19 protein-coding genes, 1 tRNA gene and 1 other RNA gene are annotated in these 24,066 nt (G+C 23.8%); 15 read left to right on the forward strand and 6 right to left on the reverse strand.

Annotation, left to right across the window (positions count from 1 at the left end; translation table 11 throughout):
• Positions 1-109 precede the first annotated feature (109 nt).
• Both Q0087_RS08415 and Q0087_RS08420 read left to right on the forward strand, forming a co-directional pair.
• Positions 110-736 carry a hypothetical protein gene (locus Q0087_RS08415; protein WP_297899436.1) on the forward strand — a complete coding sequence of 209 codons (627 nt, stop codon included), beginning with the start codon at positions 110-112 and terminating at the stop codon, positions 734-736.
• A 574-nt stretch (positions 737-1,310) separates the two neighbouring features.
• Positions 1,311-2,147 carry a hypothetical protein gene (locus Q0087_RS08420; protein WP_297899438.1) on the forward strand — a complete coding sequence of 279 codons (837 nt, stop codon included), beginning with the start codon at positions 1,311-1,313 and terminating at the stop codon, positions 2,145-2,147.
• Positions 2,148-2,489: 342 nt separating this feature from the next.
• Here the strand turns inward: Q0087_RS08420 and Q0087_RS08425 are convergent, their stop codons facing one another.
• Positions 2,490-2,852 carry a hypothetical protein gene (locus Q0087_RS08425; protein WP_297899440.1) on the reverse strand — a complete coding sequence of 121 codons (363 nt, stop codon included), beginning with the start codon at positions 2,850-2,852 and terminating at the stop codon, positions 2,490-2,492.
• 547 nt (positions 2,853-3,399) lie between these two features.
• On the opposite strand from Q0087_RS08425, the gene Q0087_RS08430 reads away from it, so the two are divergent.
• The 3 genes from Q0087_RS08430 to Q0087_RS08440 all read left to right on the forward strand — a co-directional run bounded on the left by Q0087_RS08430 (position 3,400) and on the right by Q0087_RS08440 (position 5,731).
• Entirely contained in the window at positions 3,400-4,497 is a 1,098-nt protein-coding gene (locus Q0087_RS08430; RefSeq protein ID WP_297899442.1) for a tetratricopeptide repeat protein, read from the forward strand.
• A 233-nt stretch (positions 4,498-4,730) separates the two neighbouring features.
• The gene (locus Q0087_RS08435; protein WP_297899444.1) at positions 4,731-4,877 is read left to right on the forward strand and encodes a hypothetical protein; all 147 of its coding nucleotides are present in this window, start codon (positions 4,731-4,733) and stop codon (positions 4,875-4,877) included.
• 335 nt (positions 4,878-5,212) lie between these two features.
• Positions 5,213-5,731 (forward strand): KH domain-containing protein, encoded by a 519-nt coding sequence (locus Q0087_RS08440; RefSeq protein WP_297899446.1) that lies wholly within the window; start codon positions 5,213-5,215, stop codon positions 5,729-5,731.
• Positions 5,732-7,245: 1,514 nt separating this feature from the next.
• Here the strand turns inward: Q0087_RS08440 and Q0087_RS08445 are convergent.
• Complete coding sequence (locus tag Q0087_RS08445) at positions 7,246-7,716, reverse strand: hypothetical protein (RefSeq protein WP_297899448.1); 471 nt, start codon at positions 7,714-7,716, stop codon at positions 7,246-7,248.
• A gap of 192 nt (positions 7,717-7,908) precedes the next feature.
• Complete coding sequence (locus Q0087_RS08450) at positions 7,909-8,664, reverse strand: archaeosine tRNA-ribosyltransferase (protein WP_297899450.1); 756 nt, start codon at positions 8,662-8,664, stop codon at positions 7,909-7,911.
• 470 nt (positions 8,665-9,134) lie between these two features.
• Here Q0087_RS08450 and hdrC point away from each other — a divergent pair, with 470 nt between their 5' ends.
• The 10 genes from hdrC to Q0087_RS08500 all read left to right on the forward strand — a co-directional run bounded on the left by hdrC (position 9,135) and on the right by Q0087_RS08500 (position 18,666).
• The gene (gene hdrC / locus Q0087_RS08455; protein ID WP_297899452.1) at positions 9,135-10,160 is read left to right on the forward strand and encodes a CoB--CoM heterodisulfide reductase subunit C; all 1,026 of its coding nucleotides are present in this window, start codon (positions 9,135-9,137) and stop codon (positions 10,158-10,160) included.
• Between the two features lie 22 nt (positions 10,161-10,182).
• Positions 10,183-11,091: a CoB--CoM heterodisulfide reductase subunit B gene (hdrB, locus tag Q0087_RS08460; RefSeq protein ID WP_297899454.1), complete on the forward strand. Its 909-nt coding sequence runs from the start codon at positions 10,183-10,185 to the stop codon at positions 11,089-11,091.
• 517 nt (positions 11,092-11,608) lie between these two features.
• On the forward strand, positions 11,609-11,884 hold the full coding sequence (locus Q0087_RS08465) for a DUF749 domain-containing protein (protein ID WP_297899456.1): 276 nt from the start codon (positions 11,609-11,611) through the stop codon (positions 11,882-11,884).
• A 523-nt stretch (positions 11,885-12,407) separates the two neighbouring features.
• Positions 12,408-12,929, forward strand: a complete 522-nt coding sequence (locus Q0087_RS08470) for a DUF2096 domain-containing protein (protein ID WP_297899458.1) — start codon at positions 12,408-12,410, stop codon at positions 12,927-12,929.
• 339 nt (positions 12,930-13,268) lie between these two features.
• Entirely contained in the window at positions 13,269-13,970 is a 702-nt protein-coding gene (locus Q0087_RS08475) for a metallophosphoesterase (RefSeq protein ID WP_297899460.1), read from the forward strand.
• 11 nt (positions 13,971-13,981) lie between these two features.
• Positions 13,982-15,667, forward strand: a complete 1,686-nt coding sequence (locus Q0087_RS08480) for an MFS transporter (protein ID WP_297899461.1) — start codon at positions 13,982-13,984, stop codon at positions 15,665-15,667.
• Between the two features lie 612 nt (positions 15,668-16,279).
• On the forward strand, positions 16,280-17,188 hold the full coding sequence (locus tag Q0087_RS08485; RefSeq protein WP_297899464.1) for a 2-phosphoglycerate kinase: 909 nt from the start codon (positions 16,280-16,282) through the stop codon (positions 17,186-17,188).
• Positions 17,175-17,570 (forward strand): CBS domain-containing protein, encoded by a 396-nt coding sequence (locus tag Q0087_RS08490; protein ID WP_297899498.1) that lies wholly within the window; start codon positions 17,175-17,177, stop codon positions 17,568-17,570. Before Q0087_RS08485 ends, Q0087_RS08490 begins: the two co-directional genes overlap by 14 nt.
• A gap of 325 nt (positions 17,571-17,895) precedes the next feature.
• Positions 17,896-18,209: signal recognition particle sRNA (gene ffs, locus Q0087_RS08495), an RNA gene on the forward strand.
• Positions 18,210-18,581: 372 nt separating this feature from the next.
• Positions 18,582-18,666, forward strand: a tRNA-Ser gene (locus Q0087_RS08500).
• A gap of 299 nt (positions 18,667-18,965) precedes the next feature.
• Here Q0087_RS08500 and Q0087_RS08505 read toward each other — a convergent pair.
• The 3 genes from Q0087_RS08505 to Q0087_RS08515 all read right to left on the reverse strand — a co-directional run bounded on the left by Q0087_RS08505 (position 18,966) and on the right by Q0087_RS08515 (position 23,173).
• On the reverse strand, positions 18,966-19,877 hold the full coding sequence (locus Q0087_RS08505; RefSeq protein WP_297899500.1) for a cation diffusion facilitator family transporter: 912 nt from the start codon (positions 19,875-19,877) through the stop codon (positions 18,966-18,968).
• Positions 19,878-20,029: 152 nt separating this feature from the next.
• Positions 20,030-21,145, reverse strand: a complete 1,116-nt coding sequence (locus tag Q0087_RS08510; RefSeq protein WP_297899466.1) for a pyridoxal phosphate-dependent aminotransferase — start codon at positions 21,143-21,145, stop codon at positions 20,030-20,032.
• Positions 21,146-21,514: 369 nt separating this feature from the next.
• Entirely contained in the window at positions 21,515-23,173 is a 1,659-nt protein-coding gene (locus Q0087_RS08515) for a radical SAM protein (protein WP_297899468.1), read from the reverse strand.
• Positions 23,174-24,066 lie beyond the last annotated feature (893 nt).

The following is a 24,066-nucleotide window of genomic DNA, read 5'->3' on the forward strand; positions in this document are numbered from 1 at the left end:
TTTTAGAAAAGATAACTTGGATATTTTTTGCTATTTCATGGGTATTTATAGCTTTATCTATATTGGTGTAATCTTATAATTTTATTAAGTAAAAAAGGGGTTTTTGATTTTGTTAGCTATTTTTGGATTATTTCTTTTGATTGTTGAGGCATTGTTATTGGGCCTATTGTTTTGGGTTCTTTTTAAAATTGGTTTGTGGAGATTTTTGGATAGGAATCTTCCTTTTTCTTTTTTCCGTGAAGGTTATGATGGGTCAATGAATTTAAATGGTTTAACTTATCAAGGGCAGTCTTTTTGGTTAGCTATTCTTAGTTTGACTTTTAGTGTTTTGTTTTTGTTTATGGCTGTTGGTACTTTTGGGATTAAATTTGGTTTGTTTTTAATCTTTTTTGTGCCGGGTATTGTGCTTTTGTTGCGTATTCGTACTTTTAATGAGTCTAATATTTTGCCTGAAACTGGTTTAGGTTATGATCCCTTTTTGGGTTTTAAGTTTTCATTTTTTTCTAGTTGGCCAGGTTTGATGTTTGGTTTTACAGGTCTTTTTTTAAATCCTATTCCATTGTATGTTCCTTTTTTAATTCCAATGGGGTTTATATTTGCATTGATTCCTCTATTTCCAGATTATATTAATAAATATTTGTCTTATGATATAAGATCTAAAAAAGCCTTTGATTTTTTCCAACCACTTGGTATATTTGGAGTAATTCTTCAATTAGTGATTTGGGTAATATTTTGATTATTATTTAAAAATTAATATTTATACAATATATTTGTTTTAAATTTTAAAAAAAGTTTTTAAAAAAAGTTTGTAATTTCATTTATAATTTAATATTTTTCTATCCAGCGATTCTTCTCCAAAAATATCTTTTTTCCATAATATTATATTTGTTTATTATGCACTCAAAAAAGTCAATTTCTTTAAATCTTCTAATTGGCAATTTTGCATATTTTCTATAATTTAAATATCTTTGTTTTAGAACATAGTCTATCTGACTATATATTCATTAATTCTTTGTTAATCTAACTAAATTAGCTTTAGAATTTTATGAATTATATTTATAGTTGGATTGCTGTTGACATGCCTATAATATTTGTGTTAATGGTTGTTGTTATGTGATTGAAGATTTTTTTTATTTATTTATATAAATTTAAGATACTAAGTATTTTTATTATTCAATATTATTTTATTATTACAACAACAAACTATATATAATATTTATTGTATATTAATGTTGTATGTTCAATTATTTTATATATATTGAACAATTTTAATTTACAATAAAAACATATTTCATTGGGGGGAATGAAAAATGAAAAAATATTTGTTAATTATATTAATAACCCTTTTAATAGGGAGTATTTCAGCGGTTATGGCTGATAATGGTACACTAGAGAGTGATAGATTAGTTATTCTTAATGAAAGTGGAAATAATGTATCTTACAACGCAGTATCTATTGATGAGGAAAGAAGTATATATATTGGTTCAAATGTAAGTACTAAAGAAAATATAACAACTAGAGATGGTGTTATTAACTATATTGTCAATAATTGGTATGAAGGATTAAATGAAACTGAAAATTTTACAGAGTTTCAAAATGGCATTTGGAATTTGTCACAAAACACCTCATTACCTTTTAAACAGTATCCTGATAATTATAAACAACAAAGAGTCCATGAATATCAGAAAATAACCACTCAGCAAAATATTAATGGTTCTTTATATAATGTTACTAAATGGACAGAAATCATAGATACTTTCACATTTCGTATGACTGGTGATGGATGGGGTGTAGGTGTTCAGGATTTAATGATCTTCCTTTTTGATAGTCAAAGTATAAATCATACAGAATTAACTCTAATTCCTAATGATGTGAATAATAACACAACTAATAACACAACTAATAACACAACTAATAATACAACTAATAATAATACTAATAACAATACTAATTCAAATAATAAAACAGATTTGGAGAATAAAACTAAAAATGCAACCAATATTTATGAAGATCCTAATTTAAAAAGTAATAATGTTATAACTGATAATATTACTACTTCTGCTAATATGAGAGAAACAGGAATACCAATAATAGCAGCAATATTAGTATTATTGGCAAGTATTGGCGTATTAGCTCGTAAAAAATAATAAAATATACTATTTTTTTAATTAAGCCATTTAAATGGCTTAAAATTTTTTTTTAAATTATATCAATAACTTTAAAAAATCAGATAAAAATTGATTAATATTGAATTTTAGACAATTTATTTTCTATTACTTGATTAATGGGTACCATATTTAATGATAAAAAATAGCTATTCTATAGTTATATATGTGAATATCATCATTTTTTATACATTATATTATATAATTTTTTGTTTTAATTTATCATTTTGATGGATGATTTAAATTTTTTCAATATTAAATTAAACTAAAAAGATTAAAATAAATTAGGGGTGTTTAAAATATTTTAAATTATCTTTTAATTGTTTATTCTGATAGTTTATTGCCGTTCATGTCGTAAACATTCATAATTATGTTGGCATTTGTATTTAAACCAACAGTTTGATTTCTCTCAACTTCTGCTTTGAAACTTTGATTAAAGTCTCCGGATAAAGCAATTACATCTGCTTGATATAAATAATAAACTTCAGTACCATTTTGAATAGCTACAAAAAAACCATCTGTATAAGCAGGTTCGCCTTCTTCTAATAAATGAACATCTGTGATGTTATCAAATGTTTCTAATTTTGGTTCTGATTCAAAAAAACCAAAAAATGCAGATGCAGAACTTATACTTGCAAACAATCCAATTAATAAAAGGATTATAATTATTTTATTTCTAATTCTCATTTTTAACTTTCCATTATAATATTTATATTTAGGTGTTTATGAATAATATATAATAAGTTTTTATATTTAATTTTAAAAAGTATAAAAAAGAGAATAATGATAAATATTCATTTGGGAAATAAAATTGTATGAAATAGAATTCTAGTTAATGAATATTATAAAAAGATGAAAAACCAAATTTGTTTAATTAATTAACAAAATTGGATAATAAAAAATAAAACAAGATTTTGAATAAAGTTTATTTGCTTTAAAAATGGGATTAAATGAATTAAAAGAAGGAATAGAAAATATAAAAATATCTATTTTAGATTATAATAAAATAGAAATATTTATATAAATATAGAAAGATTTATATTTTTTTATAATTTTTTCTTTCAGTAAAATATACTAAACTTTTTATTAAAAGTATTCTAATTTACATTTCTAAAATAATAGTAATTAAAATATTGTTATGTAAGTTTATATTTTTTAATATAATTGTTATTTAAGTGAATATTTTAATAATTGTTCTTTTATTTATATTTAAAAAAATATAGGGGGTTTGAAATTGTTATTTGGTAATTTAAAATTAAAAAGAGATTTTAATAATGCTTTAAAGCTTGAAAATAATGGTAATTATGAGAGGGCTTCTGAAATTTTTGAAAGTTTGATAAAAAAGAATTATAAAGTTGTTGAATCTTATTTTCATCTTTCTAAGAATTTTTATGAGATGAAAAAATTTGAAAGATCATTAATTTATATTGATAAATACTTAAATATAAATCCTACGGATATTAATGGTTTAACTGAAAAATCTCTCTCTTTAATGAAACTTAAACGGTTTGAAGAAGCATTGAACATTTTAAATGAAAATTTAAATAATGATTTTAATAATCCTATAGTTTTCAATATTAAAGGTACTATATTTTATGAACAACAGAAGTTTGAAGAAGCTTTAAATTACTATAAAAAAGCTTATAATTTAGATAAAGAAAATATTAGTTATTTGAATAATCTTTCGATGACTTTTGATAAATTGAAAAGGTTTAATAAAGCTTTAAAATGTTGTGATAAAGGTTTAAGCTTGAATCCTAGTCATTATTCTTTACTTTTTGGAAAAGCTTTTATTTTATCTGAATTAAAGAGATTTGATGATGCATTAAATGTTTATGATGAAATTTTAAAAAATGATAAAAATAATTATAAAGTGTTATTCAATAAAGGCAATATTTTATTTAAAAAAGGATATTATAAAGAAACTTTATCATATTACAATCAGGCTTTAGATTTGGATCCTGATAATTTAAATATTATGATAAGCATCGGGTTTGTTTTAGATAATATGAAGTGTTATGATGAGGCTTTAGAAGTTTATAATAAATGTTTAAATTTAGATTCTGAAAATGGGGATGTATTTAATAATATTGGCGAAATATATTATCATCAAAAAAAATATGAAAAAGCTTTAGAATATTATAATAAAGCTTTGGATTTTGATTCTGATGATATCTTTATTTTAAATAATAAACTTAATGTTTTATATGAATTGGATCGTTTTGATGAGGCTTTAAAAATTTGTAATAGTATTTTAGATATGAAAAATAATGATAATAATGCTTTAAAATGTCGTGATAGAATTTTAAAAAAGATTAAAAATGATATGTAGTTTTTTTTATTAATTATGCATATTTCATTATTCAATATAATCAAAATTTGGGATTTTTGTTTTAAAGAATATGGTTTTTTCATTATTTATTTTGGAATGGAATATTTTTAGGGTTAAAATTTAATATTAACAAATTTAATATTCTATATCTTTTTATTTCAATTTTAATTAAATTAAAATATAAATAAAATTTATAGAAATTAAAATATAAACAGATTAAATAAAGTGGTCACATGAATCTTAAAAATGAAAAAGAGATGCAATTTCATAAATTGTTTTTAAAAACTATAACAACAAAAGATGAAAAAGAATTAGAAATTGCTGAAAAAGAATTTGAAAAGTTTAGAAAAGAAAATCCTAAACTTACTGATGAAATCTAAAGTCATAGATGGACTGAATATTGAGAATAATTCATTGCTTTTAACTTATTTTAAAGTATAATCTTAAAATATTTTTTTTAAATATTTAATAGAATGATTTAATGAATCAATCATTTAATAAATTATTTATAATTAATTTAATAAACTATTTATAAGTGAAATGTTTAATAGTTAATTGATAGATAATTTAATAGGTTATTTATGAGTGGAATATTTTGTAAATTATTAATTAATGAATTTAATAAACCATATATATTGGTGAAATCTTTAATGGATCATTTATGAATTAATTTTTTTGATGAATTTTTTATTATAATTTTTATTGAGGTGATGATTTGCCAACAACAGAAAGTCTTAAAATTCCTTTAGATAGATTAGGGCCTTTAATTGGATTAAACGGTGCAGTTAAAAAAGAAATTGAATCATTAACTGGTACTTCATTATATATTAATAGTAACGATGGAACTGTGGTTATTTCACCTACTGAGGATATGGAAGATCCTTTCGCTGTTTCAAAAACATACGAAATAGTTAAATCTATTGGTAAAGGTTTCCATCCTGAAAAAGCTATTCAATTAAATGATGATGATTATTATTTAGAAATAATTGAATTAGAAGCATACTCTGGTGAATCTAAAGAAGAATTAGATAAACAAACAAAAAGAGTAATTGGTAGAAATGGTATGGTTATAAATACCATAAGTGAACTTGCTGAAATATCCATAAAAATTTATGGTAATGAAATTTCCTTAATTGGTAATTTCGACAATGTGATGTTAGGCAAAAAAGCATTTGTCATGATTTTAAATGGATCAAAACATAAATCTGTTTATGAATTTTTAAAAACTAGCTAAACATTTAAAACAATAAAATGAACATTAAATGATTTTTATTGGAAATATATTTCATTACTAAAAACTTAATTCAGTTAGTGGAAAAATTGCACATACTGTAAATTAATTGAAAAAGTATGTTTAAAATATATTTTAAATATATTTTAAGTATATTTTAAGTATATTTTAAGTATATTTTAAATATTTAAATTAGCAATGATTTTAATTATTGAGTTTATTATAATTATTTTATAATTTAAAAATAGAATTTTAACTATTTAGTTTAATATATTAATTTTATAATTTAAAAATAGAATTTTAACTATTTATTTTTATATAAGTTTTATAATTTAAAAAATAGATGAATTGATTGTACTGTTTTTTGTATGACATATGCTTTTTTTGTATACCTTAGGTTGAGAAGATAATATTTAAATTATGGGTAACATATGTGGAGACATAAAAAAACTAATACATCAACTCATAGTTCTACCTTTTTAGAGAGTATTTAGGTAGGTACGTTATGACATATATTGAACTGTATATATGTTCACATCGTTACTTTATCATTTTTACTATATAAATCTTTCGAAATAATTCTAATAATTCTTAAAATTATATAAAAAGTATATACAAGACTATGTTTTATGATTAATTAACATAATATCAATTTTTAATTTTAGCCTCCATAATACTTATTTTAAAATTAAATAAATATCATAATTATTATCAATATTATCATTATTATCATTATTATCAGTATTATCAATATTATCATTTATCTGTATTATCATTATTATCAATATTCTAAATATTATTGATCTTATTCTTTTCATTAATTATTTTCATTAATATTTTTACTAATTATTTTAAAATTCATTAAACTAATTGTCTTAAAATACAAGTTATCATACTTAATATAATAATAATTTATAAATTCAATCAGTCCATTATCATTAAGTTAATAGCTATTTCAAATTTTATTAATATAATGAGAATATAAGATTAATAAAAATATTAAGATAATATCAATAATAAAATAAAATTTAATATCAATAATAAAATAAAATTCAATATCAATAATAAAATAAAATTTAATATCAATAATAAAATAAAAATTTAATAAAAATAATAATTGGTAATTATATGGATTAAATCACTGTTTTTTAAAAAATAGATGAGTTGATGATTAGTTTTATATGGCATATGTATTTTTTAATGATCTTTGGTCGTGTTTCGTAGGTTGAGAAGATAATAATTGTGGGTACCATACAAGGAGACATTAAAACTTAAACATCAACTCATGATTCTACCTAGTAGAGAGTATTTAGGTAGCTAATTATGACATATATTGAACTGTATATATCTTCACATCGTTACTTTATCATTTTTACTATATAAATCTTTCGAAATTTTTCTAAAAAAGTATAAAAAAAGTATAAGATTTATAGCTAATATCCATTTACTGTTCATTAACTATAAACTCAAATTGTATATTTTACAATATTTTTAATCATTAGCTAAAAATTTCATCATTAGCTAAAGAAACTATTAATAAGGGCCTTTATATCTCCATTTACATTATCTCCAGACCAAGTTATAGCTACAGTACTATTCCTAACTTTGAAGAATGCTTTTGAAGTTCCATTATTACTAAATATTTCAATTTCATGTCCATTAACATCTAAAACAGTCATAACAGCTGAATCAGAATCCATAGATTTATTTAAATCACTAGTCCAATTTGTGTTATTTATGTTAATAATTAAATCATTAGAAATATAGCTATTTCCGGTACTAATTCCATCAACTACATTTCCACTTTGACTAGTTCCTTGTTCATATTTTGGAGGTATTTTAAATGTTATCCCAACTACAGTTTTATTTTTCCAATCACTACTATCACTAGGTTCATTGTTATTAAAAACACCCAATGCAAATGCTGCTCCTATTGCTATTATAGCTATTACAATAATAATTATTATAGCTAAATATTTTTTTTTCATTTAAACACCTCTATTAAATTATCCAATAAAATTAAATTAATAAAATTAGGTCAATAAATTTAAGCTAATAAGATTAAACTAATATGATTAAATCAATAAATTTAAGTTAATAAGATTAAACTAATATGATTAAATCAATAAATTTAAGTTAATAAGATTAAACTAATATGATTTTAATAAATAAAATCTTAATCAATATAATTGTGTATTTTCTTGTAGATATTCTTGGTACTGTTTATCTAAAATTTTAAGTGCAGATGCATTCTGAGGACTTGTAACTCCTCTTTCTTCAATAAAGTTTCTAAGAGTTTTATTTCTCATATGTTCTCTTACTTCAGCTACAATAAAATCAAGAGTATTCCTATTATATTCAGCTAACTCTTCTTGGTTCATCTCAGCTATCTTATAAACTTCTAAATCATAGTTTTTAGTAGTTGTTGTTAAAACATTCAAGTAGCTATAATATTTTCCAGAGTCAGATAGAAATCCATCAATTCCCATATAACTAAGTAATGGGATAAAAGAACATTCTGCAAATGTAAATATAAGATAAGTAGATGGTTTAAGATTTTTCCTAAGTTCAACTATCATCTTAACAAGATCTTGAGGATGTAATAATAAATCATCACCATTAGCTATTATGAGTCCATTGTATCCAAGTTCTTCAAGTTTCCTACCACATTCGATTCTTAAATCAACATATTTTGATCCTTGAATAACAGCTATACTAGCTTCTGGATTCTTTTCCTTTTTATCCTTAGCTTTTTCAATAGTTCTTCTAACTCCCCATTCAGCTATTTCTCTTTCAATGTTATATGCTGTTTCTTCACTAGGAGCAACTATATTTTCAATTTTATTTTCATCAAATATTGTGGGAGTTTGAATTCCTCCAAGTTTTCCAAGTCGTCCTGGACCATCATGACTTCTTATTTCAAATTTTTCTACCATTTATTATCCCTTTATATAATATTTTTTATATTATTGTGGTTTATTATTTAATAATTTTTTAATATTAGTAATTTTGTATTTTTTAACCTATTTTTAGATTTTTTTAAATTAGTTTTAAAAATTTTTCACATATTTTTTATATATAATTTATAATTAGTTAATATTTTATAATTATTAAGAACCAATTTTTTTATAAAATATAATTTTTATTATAATTTTTTTATTATAAAATACTTAATTTTTTTATTATAAAATACTTAATTTGTTTATTATAATAATATATAATATAATGTAAATCAATTTTTTTAAATAAAAAATTTTTAGAAAAATGCCTAAAATCAAAGTGGTGCCTTTTGGGTTACACTTTAGAAATTTTTAGTAACCTTTATATATGGAGTTTTTCTTATTATAATTAGGGATTTAAGAAAAGTGTTAAATACTTTTCAATGATTTTCCAAGGTGTGTTTTAAATGTCTGTTTTCAAACGTCTAAAGGCTCTATTTACCGGGTCAAACGATGATGTAGTTGAGAATAATTCTGAAGATAAGGTATTGGATCGGAAAAAATCAGGTGAACCATCTGATTTAAAACCTAAACAGACAAACTCAAATACAAAAGAAGAAAAAGAAGCTTTATCTTCTACAAACGATAATTCTCAAGATGATTCTGCAAAGAACGATGATACTACCTCTGCTGTAACTGAAAAAACTAAAATTGAAGTAGTTGAAGTAGAAACTCCGACTTTGAATTCTAAAACTTCTAAAACCAAAGAAAAAATTGAAAAAAAGGTTGAAGAAGTTAAAGACAGTATTGAAAATACTGTTGAGAAAGTTGGCAAATCTGAGAATTCTCAAGATGAAAAAGCTGCTAAATCTGTAGAAGAAAATAATGAAGATCATTCAGATGATGATTCTAAGAATAAAGAAGAAAAGAGAGATAATATGACTCTATTAGATGAAAAAAGAAAATTAACATTAGAAAATGTTGATCCAGAATTTACTCAAATATTTAAAGATGCTGGAATTGACTCTGTAGAAATTTGTTTCCAATGTGGAACTTGTAGTGGTGGATGTCCTTCTGGAAGAAGAACCCCATACAGAGTAAGACAATTAGTAAGAAAATGTTTAATGGGATTAAAAGATGAAGTAATCTCTGATGATGCATTATGGATGTGTACTACCTGTTATACTTGCCAAGAAAGATGTCCTCGTCAAATTAAAATTGTCGAAATCGTCAAAATGGCAAGAAATGTTGCTGCACAAAATGGATTTATGGCTCCTGCACATAAAGCTACTGGTTCCTTTGTTATAAAAACTGGTCACGGTGTACCTATTAACGATGCAACTATGGAACTTAGAAAAAGAGTTGGACTTGCTGAATTACCACCAACAACTCATTCATACCCAGAAGCTTTAGAAGAAGTACAAAAAATCTGTGAAATTACTGGATTCGATGATTTAATTGGATTCAACAAAGCTACTGGAGAGCTTGAATAAATTTTTACTGGAGGAATAAATAATGGAAATCGCATATTTCTTAGGTTGTATTATGAACAACCGTTATCCTGGTATTGAAAAAGCAACAAGAATTTTATTTGATAAACTTGATATAGAACTTAACGATATGGCTGGAGCTTCCTGTTGTCCTGCTCCTGGTGTATTCGGTTCTTTTGATAAAAAAACCTGGGCTTCTATCGCTGCTCGTAACATAACTATTGCAGAAGATATGGACTCAGATATAATGACTGAATGTAATGGATGTTTTGGATCCTTATTTGAAACTAACCATATGTTAAAACATGATTCTGAAATGAAAGATGAAATCAATGAAGTTTTAGCTGAAACTGGTAGAGAGTTCAAAGGTTCTGTTGAAGTAAAACACCTTGCACAAATCTTATACAATGATGTTGGTATTGATAAACTTTCTGAATTAATAACTAACCCATTAGACTTAAATGTAGCTGTCCACTATGGATGCCACTTTTTAAGACCTTCTGATGAAATCCAAATTGATAATGCAGAAAAACCAACTATCTTAGATGAATTAGTAGAAGCTACTGGTGCTAAATCTGTACCTTACAAAGACAAAATGATGTGTTGTGGTGCAGGTGGAGGTCTCAGATCTAGAGATATAGATGTTACTGCAAGTTTCACCAAAGAAAAACTTGATAACATGACTGCAGCAGGTGTAGACGCTATTGTAGATGTTTGCCCATTCTGTCACTTACAATTTGATGTAGGTCAAACTGAAGTAAACAAAATGTATGATACTGACTTCGGTATTCCTGTTTTCCATTTAGCTCAATTATTAGGATTAGCTATGGGATTAGGTTCTGATGAATTAACCTTAGATTCTCACTTAATTGATTCTGCACCAGCACTTGCAAAAATAGTTGCTGCGTCTGATAAAATTACTGGCGGAGAATAATTACTAAGTATTCGTACTTTATTAAGTGGATTTTTTCCACTTTTTCTTTTTATTTTTTAAATCTATTTTCATAATATAGCTTATTTTTAAATATACTATTTTTTTAGATAACTTATTTTAATATACTATTTTATATTAATCATATTTTTAACAATAAATTTTTATATTAATTATATTTATTATATTAATCATATTTTTAACAATAATTATTAATATTAATTATATTTATTATATTAATCATTTTTTTACAATAACTATTAATATTAATTATATTCTTTACATTTATTTTCACATAATGTTCAATATTTTAATTTTATATTTTCATTGTTTAAATTTTTTTGATTATGGGGTTATTATTACAAATATTGTCAATATTTTTTCCTTAAAAAAAGTCATTATTTAAAAATTATTATTAATCAACATCAAATCAATAATTTTTTATACTAGTAAAACTATAAATATTAGATGATTTATAATTCGATTGATAGATTTTCAAAAGAGTGGATGGTGATTTACAATGTTTATAGCAATTTTGGGTGGAATATTCAAGTTTAAAGATATTCCTGAGGAATATGGTCCTTATGTACAATTTAAAGCGACAATTGAAAAAAGAGAAATTAAAGATGATGATGAAATAGCCATATTAGACATTACTGGAACAGAAAGCCATCATGTCCTTTTCTTAGATTCTTATAATAATGTTGAAGAGATTAAAGAAGAGTTAAGAGAGGCAGATGCAAAGGTTAATCATACAACTTTGAAGATATTGGAAGGCCATTTAGCTAATAATTAATTTTATATTTTAGATTTTATTTATTAGATAATGCTATATATTTTATAAAAATTATATTTTCTATTTAAATATTTTATAAAAGATATAACATTTTTAATGGATTTATAGGTTTTATAAGGGTTATATAGATTGATTAGTAATTTATAAAATCTGAATTAATAAATGATTTATAACTTATTAATAAATTATAAAACATTAGTAATTTTTATATAACTCAAAAATAATATAAATTATTAAATATAATATTATTAATTAGAAAATATTATTAAATAATTTTTAGATATTTATATTATTCAGATATCTAATAATAGTTAGATATTTAATAATATTTTTATATTTAATAATTTTATAAGTATATTTTAAAGATAAGGTATATTTTTTTAAATATTTAATAATTTTAGATATTTAATAATTTTAAATATTTAGCCATTTTTATATTTAATAATTTTTAAATTGTTTAATAATTTTTTGTTTTGTTTATTGTGTTTTTAATAAAATATTTTATTATTTGGGATGATTTTTAGTGTTACCTATTGAACAAACTTGGTTGATTTTAGTTGAACTACTTACTGATCTTAAGAAAAATGGGAAGGATGTTCCTAATTCTATTAATAAAGAAATAAGTCTTCTTAAAACATCTATTAATTTTTATAAGAAGGATATGTCACATCCAGATATGATTAAAGAGTTTGATAAGGCTAATATTAAAATTACAGAAATTCAAAATACTCTTCTTAGATATGCAGAAGAGATGGGTGATGAATATTTTAATGAATGGGTTGATAAATTAAGAAGGGCCAATTTAGGTGAAGAAATTTATAAACAACCAGAAACAGCTTCTAAATTTATTGGAGGAGCTCCTCCGGGATTTTCTTCAGCAAAAATTCATCTTAAAAAACCATTAGCTGAAGATCGTACTCAAGAAATAGCTGAATATTTTAATTTAATAATAGAATTTGAAGACGACACAACTATAGCTATTTATGGAGATTCTGAAAATATAAAAAAAGCTTTAAAAGAATTTGCTCCTTTTTTCAATGAATAATTTCTATTTTTTGCTATTTTTATTTAATATTTTTATATTAATTTAATTAATTTTTTTTAATTAATTTTTAAAATTATATTTATTTCTATGTTTTGGTTGATTCATTTTTTCTTTTTGATTTTTTAGTTTTTTAATTATATTTATTTTAATTTTTATTTAATTCATAATCTTTAATATATTTTTAAAATCTAATTTTTAAATCATCTTTTTGTATTATAAAATATTTTTTATATTTTTTAAGTTTAAAATACCAAGTATTTTATTATTTATATAAAAGTTTAATACCATTAAAACATAAAATATGTTATGATTGAATAATGGAATTAATGAGGTGTTATTTTGAATATTCTAGCTATTAGTGATGTCCACGGTAATGAAAATAATGGTCTATATTCTTATTTAAATAATAATAATGTTGATTTACTAATCATTTCTGGAGATATAACTAATTTTGGGCCTGTAGATTTTGTAGAGTACTTTATGAACAAACTTTCTAATCATGGAACTAAAATTTTTGCTGTTCCTGGAAATTGTGATCCTGATGATGTAGAGGGAAAAATAATTGATTCTAATGCTATTTGTATTCATGATAATGTTGTTGAATATGAAAATTTAGTTATATATGGTTTTGGAGGATCTAATCCTACTCCCTTTGATACTCCGGGGGAAGTTGATGAGGAAACTCTTTATAAATCTATCAAAAAAGTTTTAGATTCTAAAGATATTAATTTAGTTAAAGAAAGTAGTGATGAGTTTCCTAATGGCAGGATTTCAATTTTAGTTACTCATGCTCCACCTAAAAACACTGAAGCCGATAAGATTGTTAATGGATCTCATGTAGGAAGTGAAAGTGTTCGAAAGATTATTGAAGAATACAAACCTCGTTTAAATATTTGTGGCCATATACATGAAGCAAGGTCTATGGATATGTTAGATGACACAATAATTATCAACCCAGGAATGCTTGAGCATGGCCATGGTTGCCTAATTGAAATAGATGAAAATAATAATATAATAGCTAATTTTGTTAATTTAGATTAGAGAGGTTTACTATGATTGATAGGAATACTTTTCTAAAATTTATTCCTAGACTTAATATTCTAGGACTTAATATTGTTAGTTTTAGTAATAATTCTGATAATAATTCTAATAATAATAATAATAATAATAATCCTAATAATGATATTAATATTAACAATAATGATATCAATAATAATAACAATAATGATATTAATAATAATATTAACAATAATGATATCAATAATAATAACAATAATGATATTAATAATAATATTAACAATAATAATAATAATAATAATAATTCTAATAATCAAAATGTTGATGATGGCGGAATTTTAAAAAAAGAATCTTCTAAAAATCTTATTGTATTTTTAGCTGCTTTAACTTCATTTATTACAGCATTTTCAACATCTGCTATTGCTGTAGCTCTTCCAGATATTGCAACTCAATTTTCTATAAATGCTATTCTCCAAAATTGGTTAGCTACATCATTTTTGCTTGCTATAGCTATATTTTCAGTTCCATTTGGTAAATTGGCAGGTAAATATGGGCTTAAAAAGTTTTTTATATTAGGATTGATAATATTCTTTTTAGGTTCAGTTGGAGCATCTTTTTCATTTTCAGCTTACTCTCTAATATTTTTTAGAGTTATTCAGGGAATTGCAGCAGCTATGCTAAATATATCTTCTTTAGCTATGGTAACAGAGGCTTTACCTCCAAAAGAAAGAGGTAAAGGAATTGGAATAACTATCTCTAGTGTTTATATTGGACTTACACTTGCTCCTGTTGTAGGGGGAATATTGACAAAAAACTTAGGTTGGCCTAGTATTTTTTATGTTACTTTGCCCCTAATAATCATACCTTTAGCTATATTACTTCTTAAGGTAAAAAATGAGTGGATTACAGGGAAAAATGATTCTTTTGATTTTATTGGAACTATTATTTACTCTATAGGAATACTTCTTTTTATGTATGGGTTTACCATATTGAATGAAATCTTAGGAGTATTTTTAACAGTATTTGGTTTGGTTCTTTTAATAGGGTTTGCTTTTTGGGAATTAAGACAAAAGTTTCCAGTTTTTCATATTGAATTTTTTAAAAATCTTAAATTCTCTTCATCTACATTAGCAGCATTAATAAGTTATCTAGCTACTTTTATAGTAACTTATATATTGAATTATCATTTACAATATATAAGGGATATGGATCCTCAAACTACTGGATTAATACTTATTGTAACTCCTGCTTTAATGGCATTAATTGCACCATTTTCTGGCAGGCTTTCTGATAAAATTGAACCTCAAAAATTAGCTTCTTTAGGTATGGGATTTGTTACAGTAGCTATATTCATTTTAATATTTTTAAATGAATCAACACCATTATATGTTATTATAATTGCAATGATTTTACAAGGTATTGGTTATGGAATATTTTCTTCACCTAATACTAATTCAATTATGGGTTCAGTTCCTAGGAAGTTTGCATCTCTTGCCTCTGCAACTGTTTCTACTGTAAGAGTTATTGGTCAAACAATGAGTTTAGGTATGCTTACAGTCATATTTGCAGTTATAATGGGGTCAGTTCCTATTGTTCCTCAATATTTCCCACTTCTAATACAAAGTTCTCAAATAGCTTGTATTATTTCAACAGGACTTTGTTTCATAGCAGTTATAGCTTCTTTAGTGGGGATGAAATCTGGTAAAAAAATGATTAGCTAATTTATTAGTTAATTTATTAGTTAATTTATTAGATAATTTATTAGCTAATTTATTAGTTAATTTATTAGTTAATTTATTAATATTTTTTTATCTTATTTTTTTTTATTATTATTTATTTTTAAATTTATTCTATTTTCTTCTTATTTTTAGATTTTTATCTTGTTTTTATTCTTATTTATTTATAAATTTCTAATATTTTTCTTATTTTTGGGCATTATCTTTTGATTTTATTTTTAAATTTTTATTTTTTATAAAATATTTTCTATATTTTATAAGTTTAAAATACATAGTATTTTATTTTTATAAAAGTATTTTTATAAAAATCTATTACTTACTATTTTTATATTTAAAATATTTCTAATGGAATCAAATAAAAAATTATATTAAATGCTTTTGTTAATATATAAGTTAGTGATAAATATTTTATGTTATGTAGCTATTTTTTAGCTAATTATTAGCTTAATTAAATTTTAGTTAAAATTATCTAAATATTGGTAAACTAGCTACTTTTAGGTTTATATATGAAAATTCAAGATTTAAATTAATCATTTTTGTTTATATAAATTTTTATAAACTTTTAATTTTTATTTTCATTTTCAATTAGGTGATTAAATGATTATGGTACAAGGAGAAGTTAGTGGAAAGGTATATACTGAACCTTTTTCAAAAGGTGTTCTTTCAAGATCACTCACACGGGCTGAAATGGGTCCTAATAAAGCTTATGCATTTGCTTCTTGTATTGAAGCTAAATTAAAAGAGAAAAATTTAACCTTAATCACTATTGATGAATTAGTTGAACTTATTGTAGAAGACTTAAGAGAAGAGGATCCGGATATAGCTGAAAAGTACATTGCATGGAGACAGATAAAACAAGGAACCGAACCTTTAATCATACTTATTGGTGGGGCTTCTGGTGTGGGAACTTCTTCAATAGCTTTTGAAATAGCTAACCGCTTAGGTATTAGAAACATGATAAGTACAGATATGATTCGTGAAGTTATGCGTAAAATTGTATCAAAAGAATTAATTCCGGTTATACATGAATCTAGTTTCACAGCATATAAGGGCATGAGGGTTCCACCTCCTCCAGAATTTGATGATGTATTAGCTGGGTTTAGAGATCATGTTGATACAGTTAGTGTTGGAATTGACGCAGTAATTGAAAGATCTTTAAAAGAAGGTATAAGTATTGTCATTGAAGGGGTTCATGTTGTCCCGGGGTTCATTAAACAAGAATTAATGGAAAAAAACAATGTTGTAATGTTTGTTTTGACATTACATGATAAAGAAATACATAAAGGTAGATTTTACTCAAGATGTAGGCAAATGTGGGCTAGAAGGCCACTTCAAAGATATTTGGATAATTTTTATGCAATTAGAAAAACTCACAAATATTTTGAATCTCAGGCAAGTAAGTTTGATGTTCCTGCTATTGAAAATATTGATGTTGTAACTACTATCGATTCTATAATTAAACATATAACTGAGACTTATGGAGGTATGAATGATGTTAAAAAATAAAAAAGTTAGTGATGTGATGACTAAAAATGTCTTCACTACAAGCCCTGATGAGGAGGTAGTATTTGCCTTTGAAAAATTAATGAAAAATAAAATAAGTGCTCTTCCAGTTTTAGATGATAATGGAAAAATGATTGGAATAGTGACTGCTTCTGATTTAGGCTATAATCTGATTTTAGATAATTATAAATTAGGAACAAAAGTTGCTAATGTTATGGTTGAAGATGTGACTTCAGTCGCTCCTGAAGAATCATTATATGATGCTATTTGCACAATGGAAGAAAATGCTCCTGGTGGGAGTATTGTGAATCAACTTCCTGTATTGGAAGGCGATACTCTTGTTGGAATAATATCTGATGGAGATATTATAAAAGCTCTTAAATAAATATTTTAATTATAATCAGTTAACTTAACTTTTTTTAATTATAATTTCTTATTTAACATTTTTAATTATAATTATTTTATATTAATTTTCAATCATTTTTTAATCGCTTTTTAATTATTTTTTATCTTTTTTAATTATTTTTTATCTTTTTTGTTTAAATATTATTTTCTAATTTACTATCTTGTGCTTTTTATTTTCATATCTGCTCTGTTTTAGTTTTCTATAAAAAAATTTTATATATATATATATATTTTTCTTTATATGCTTATTTTGAAAGTTTATATATAAATTTAAAAACATTTATATAACATTAAATACAATATTTTTATTGGCTAGACTGGAGGGTTAGGGGTCCTCTGTAAGCACACACCCCCTTAGGTGCAGTTGAAGTTCAGAAGGCGGCTTTTGGATTTACTAACAGCCTTCAAAATTGATATAGAAACCTCGTCCTACAGGATTAATGGTCATAAGGTCTTAACTGGAGGGTTAAGATTAATTATGTTTATTATGGAAACGTGTCAGGCCTGGAAAGGAGCAGCTCTACTATAAACACTTGGTGCTTGTAGAATAGCGGGGTGGAGTTGATTTTGGAGAGTACTGTTATTATTGAAAATTGTCCACTTCTGGACGTGCCAATATGATTATTAATATAATTTAAAATGAAAATTAATAGCTTAATATTTTGATATAATTGATTTAACTTTATTGGAATATTATAGTTATACTTATATGTTAAAAAATACTAATGTTCAGAATGTATATTAATATTCTATAATCTTTTGGATATATAATCCTCTTGATATATATTAATATTTTATATGAGTATTCAGATGTTTATTTATTGATTCTTGAATAACTATAAACTTTTTATATTTGATATTGTTAAAAATAGAAAAGATTTATAAGTAGAATCATACAAATACAAGATAGCTATTTTAAATAATATAAATTATTAATATAAAACTATAAAATTATTTTAAAAACTACTTAATTAATTTTTAAAAATCACATGTCGGGGTGGCCCAGCCTGGTACGGCGTTGGACTGCTAATCCAATGATCCCTTGGATCACGCGGGTTCAAATCCCGTCCCCGGCGTTTTTCTTATTTTTCATGCCTATTAAAAAGTTATATTTATTAAATTATTTTAATCTAATACTTTTATTATTTTAATTTATTATTTTTATTTTTATTATTTTAATCTAATACTTTTATTATTTTAATTTATTATTTTTATTATTTTAATATATTTTTTTATTATAATTTTTATTTTTAATAATATATTTATTATTAAAAATTTATTCTCATATTAATTTAAGTTTGTTTTATAAATTGGTATAATTTGATCTTTAATCATGTTTAGTGTTTTATATTAAATAATATACAATTTTTGATAATCACATTTTATCAATAGGTTCTTTATGATCGTATTCTTCTCCATATGGGCATCCATGAGCTATTACTAATTGAACTATATCTATTTTTTCAGTTAAACTATCTTGAACATTATGTATTATTTCATGGGATTTTCTTAATGATATATCTGGATCAACTTCAACATGCAATGTTAGAGTAGCATATGAACCAAAATAATTTACCCTAATATTATGAACACCATAAACTCCATCAATAGAGTTAGAGATTTCTTTTATTTCATCAATAAGCTCTTTAGAGGGTAATTTCCCCATTATATTATTTATATTGTCCTTACCAACTTCAAATGCTGCTTTCAATATAAATATTCCTATCAATAGGCCAACTAATGGATCTAAAAAAGTAAATCCAAATTGAGATAAAATAACACTAATTAAAATTGCTATACATGAAAATATGTCCATTTGTTGATGTTTTCCATCAGCTACTATTGCAGGACTATTTATTTTTTTTCCAATATTGATGATATATCTACTCATTAATATATTGATTATTATCCCAATTATTGCCATTACTCCCGCCAAATATGTTGGAGCTATAAATTGTCCTCCAAAAAATATTCTTTCAATTGCTAAACTTATTATTTCATATGCTATTAATGTTAAGAATATTACAATTATAAGGCCTGCTATTGCCTCTGCTCTCCCATGTCCTAAAGGATGTTCAGTATCTGATGGTTTTTGTCCTATTTTAAAACCAACATAAGCTATAACAGAGGTAGCTATGTCTGATAATGTATGAGCTCCTTCAGCTACAAGAGCAAAACTCCCTGAAATCAAACCTACGGATATATTAAAAAAAGTTAAAAATATGTTTCCTGCTATCCCTATTGTAGCTGCTTTATTTCCTTCTTTTTTTCGTTTGGAATAATCTATTTAAACACATCCTAATATAATTAAAATTATTGAGTATAATTTCATATTTATCTTAATTTTCTCTTTCTTTTGATTTATTTTCTCTTTATATTTATCTTATTTTTATCTTTCTTTTGATTTATTTTCTCTTTATATTTATCTTATTTTTATCTTTAATTTTTTATTTTTTCTAATCTATGCATCGCTTCTTCTATATTTTCATAAGAATTTGCATATGACATTCTAACATTACAATTACATGTGTTTCCAAATCCACTTCCTGGAACTGTAATTACTCCAACATCTAATGCTTTTTTAACATATTCTGATGCATCTTCTACTTGGGGAAATGCATAAAATGCTCCTTCTAATGGGGTACATTTAAGGTTTAAATCATTTAAACGTTCTGAAATTAAATCTCTTCGTCTTTTAAATTCTTTCACCATGTTATTTACATATCCTTGTGGTCCCCTCAATGCTTCATATCCTGCTACCTGTGAAATTGAAGGGGCGCAAGCTGTGTTGTATTGATGTATTTTAAGTAATTCTTCTATTATTTCTTCTTGACCTGCTAAATATGCTATTCTAAGGCCAGTCATTGCATAAGTTTTAGAAAAACCATTTATGACAATTGCATTATCAGTAAATTGTTTTGGGGAATAATGTTTTTTACCATATATAATTTTTTCATAAATTTCATCACTAATTATTATAAAATCATTGTCTGTAGCTAAATCAGCAATAGCTTTTATATCTTGTTTTTCCATAACTGCTCCAGTAGGGTTTGAAGGAGAATTCATAATGAATGCTTTAGTTTTTTTTGTGATTTTTTCTTCAACATCTTCAAACTTAATCTTATAATCATTATTAACTTTTGCTTCAACAGGTATTGCTGTAGCATCAGAAATATCTACACAAGCTTTATATGATAAAAAACCTGGGTCAGGGATCAATATTTCATCACCCTTTTCAAATAGTCCCTGTGCACAAATGTATAGTGCTTCACTTGCCCCAACAGTTACTAATATTGAATTTGGATCTATACTTAACTTATTATCATTTTTAAGCTTTTTTGATATTTCTTCTCTTAATTCTAAGAATCCTTTATTATGGGTATAATGAGTAAAACCTTCATCAAGGGCATTATTAATTGCTATTTTAACATTTTCGGGTATATCAAAATCTGGTTCGCCTATTCCTAAACTAATAGCATTTTCATCACAAACCTCAAACATCTTTCTTATTTGTGACAATTCGATTGATTTTATTCTTTCTGCAGGTTTGACCATAATTATCCTCTTTTTAATAACATTTATAATATTTAATATCTAATTATTTCTAATAATTATATTTAATATCCATTATCTAATTATTTTTAGTAATTATAATTCCAATTTACTATAATTTACTATAATTTAATATAATTTAATATAATTTATTTTAATTTATTATAATTTTTAATTTTTATTAATAATATTAGTTAATATTTACTATTATTAGATATGCCTAACTTTCTAGGGGCTTAATGAAATTTAGGGGTACTTAAAATTTTTATATAATAATTATCTTTAGTTTATTGTATTTTAAGAGTTATTTATTAAAAATTATTTTGTTTAAATAATTTATTGATTATTTTAATATTTAATTTATAATTAAAACTAATCACAGGAGCCACAATTGTAGCAAGATCCTATTTGACACCATTCAGTATCTTGGCATTTTAACATTTTATCTCGCTCTTTTTTTAGGAAATTTTTATCTAATCCAATTTCTATGTTTTCCCAAGGTAGATTAGATTCTAAACTTTTTTTTGTTATATTTTTACCACTAAGTTCATTATCCTCATCTGTAGAAGAATAATATCCTTCACTATATTTGACCCATTCTTTAATAGGAATCTTAAAATCAAGAGATTTTTCTAAAATATTTCCTATTTCTCTTCCTTTACAAGATAAGACATATTGAATTAATCCCATCTTTGGACTATCAAATTTAACATCTATCCCTTTCAGTTCTTTTTTAAGATATTTTACTTTAAATTTAATATCTTTCAAATTATATCCTTCCCATTGCATAGGAGTATGTGGTTTTGGGATTAGGGGATTAATACTAAATTTTATTTTATTTTTATTCTTTAAAGAGTCTATTTCTTTGATATATTTTGCTAAAACATCAATATCTTCTTTTTTTTCATTAATTAATCCTATCAAAAAATATAATTTTAAATTAAGTCCTATTTTGGTAGCTTCCTTAACAATCTCTATTATCTTATCATCTTTTATGTTCTTATTAATTGACTTTCTAAGGATATAAATAGATTCTGGAGCTATTGTAATTGTTTTAGCTCCACTATCTTTCAATGATTTAAGAGTTTGATGTGTGATTGATTCAACTCGCATTGAAGGTGTTGAAACTTGAAAATCTTTATCTAACAATCCTTTTATTAGCTCATCTATCTTTGAATAATCAGAAACTGCTGCTCCAATTATTGAAACTTTTTTTAATCCAGTTTTTCTTCTTGCTTCATCTGCAATATTAAATAATTTCTCTAGGGATGTTTCTCGAAGAGGCCTATATAAATATCCTGACATACAAAACCTACATCCTCTAGTACATCCTCTAGATACATTTAATAGTATTGAATTTCCAAAAACAGGTAAATAATCTTTATCTTTCTCTTTTTCAGTTTTAACTATGATTGGATTAGTCACATGATAAGCTTTATCCATATTTTCAACAATAATTCTTTCTACTTTGTTATTTATTGAAGGAATATAAATCCCTTTTAATGATAAAAATTCTTCTACTTGGTTTAGGGGGTTATTTAATTGTTTATATATATCTAAAAAATCATATAATACTGGTTCAATTTCTCCAATAATAAAAACATCAATAAAATCCGAAATCGGTAGTGGATTAGCAGTCACACATGGGCCTCCTGCTATAATTAAGGGATAATTAGATTTTTTACCATATTTTGAATTTTTGATTTCAATTTTTTCTTGAATTCTATCTTCTCTTCTTATGGGTATTTCTGCTTTTCTAAGCATCTCTAGCATATTGAAATAATCTTGTTCATATTGAAGTGAAAAGCTAATTATGTCAAAATCTTTTAGAGGACTATTAGATTCAATACTTCTTGTTTCTGGATAAACTACTCTCTCACACCAAGTATCTTCTCTTTCATTTACCATTCCATAAATTATTTGATAACCTAAAGAGGACATAGCTGTTTTATATAAATTAGGATAAACGGATGCAAATCTAATATCTACCTTCATCGGCTTTTTTATAATGGTATTCTCTTCATATATCATTTATTTACCTAATAATAATGATTTTAATAATCATATAATTTTAATAATAGTCATATCTTAATAATAGTCATATCTTAATGATAGTTATATCTCAATGATAGTTATATTTTAATAATAGTTATATAATATTTATTATAATCATAATAATCATAATAATCATGTAACTGTAATTATAATTATAATAATAATTATATTCTAAACTACTTTAATTATTTTATATTTTCAATTGTTTTATAAATTTATTATATTCTAATTTTATTTATTTCCTAATTATTTTTATTTCCTAATTTTTTAGTAATCACGATAATTTTTATATTTATATATTTATGATTTTTAGAAGATTTTTGGTTTTTTATATTTATATTTTTTTAAAGATATTAATTTATTAATATTTTAGTTTTAATTTAAAAATAATATTAAAAATACTTGTAAAATAATCCCTAAATGGGATAATTATTTTCTTTTCTTATATTGGATGAATTTTTAAATAATATATTAACTTTCTATTAAATAAGTAACTATAAGGTACAATTTCTTTATTTTTAATTAAAATACTTCATCCAAGGTGCTTAAATTTTAATTAGGGGTATGTTTATTCATATTTAGTTTAGCTAAATTAATTATCACTTAAAAACTTCCCATGACTTAATATTTTCTCTGGACATTTTTGAATTAGTCATAACAAATCATATTCATATTCATTTGATTCTCTCAATTTATAGTAATTATTAATAAATTAGCTCAATTTATTCTTTATTTTTATATTAGAAACTTTTATAAGTGATTGGTGTAATACAATAATTATCCATTATACAAATTGTTTATTTAAAGAGTGAGGTTTAAATGATGATGAGTATAGTGAGATAATTCGAGGTGGAAAAATTTCGTTAAAA

The organism is uncultured Methanobrevibacter sp. (assembly GCF_937881195.1).
Taxonomy (GTDB): Archaea; Methanobacteriota; Methanobacteria; order Methanobacteriales; family Methanobacteriaceae; genus Methanobinarius.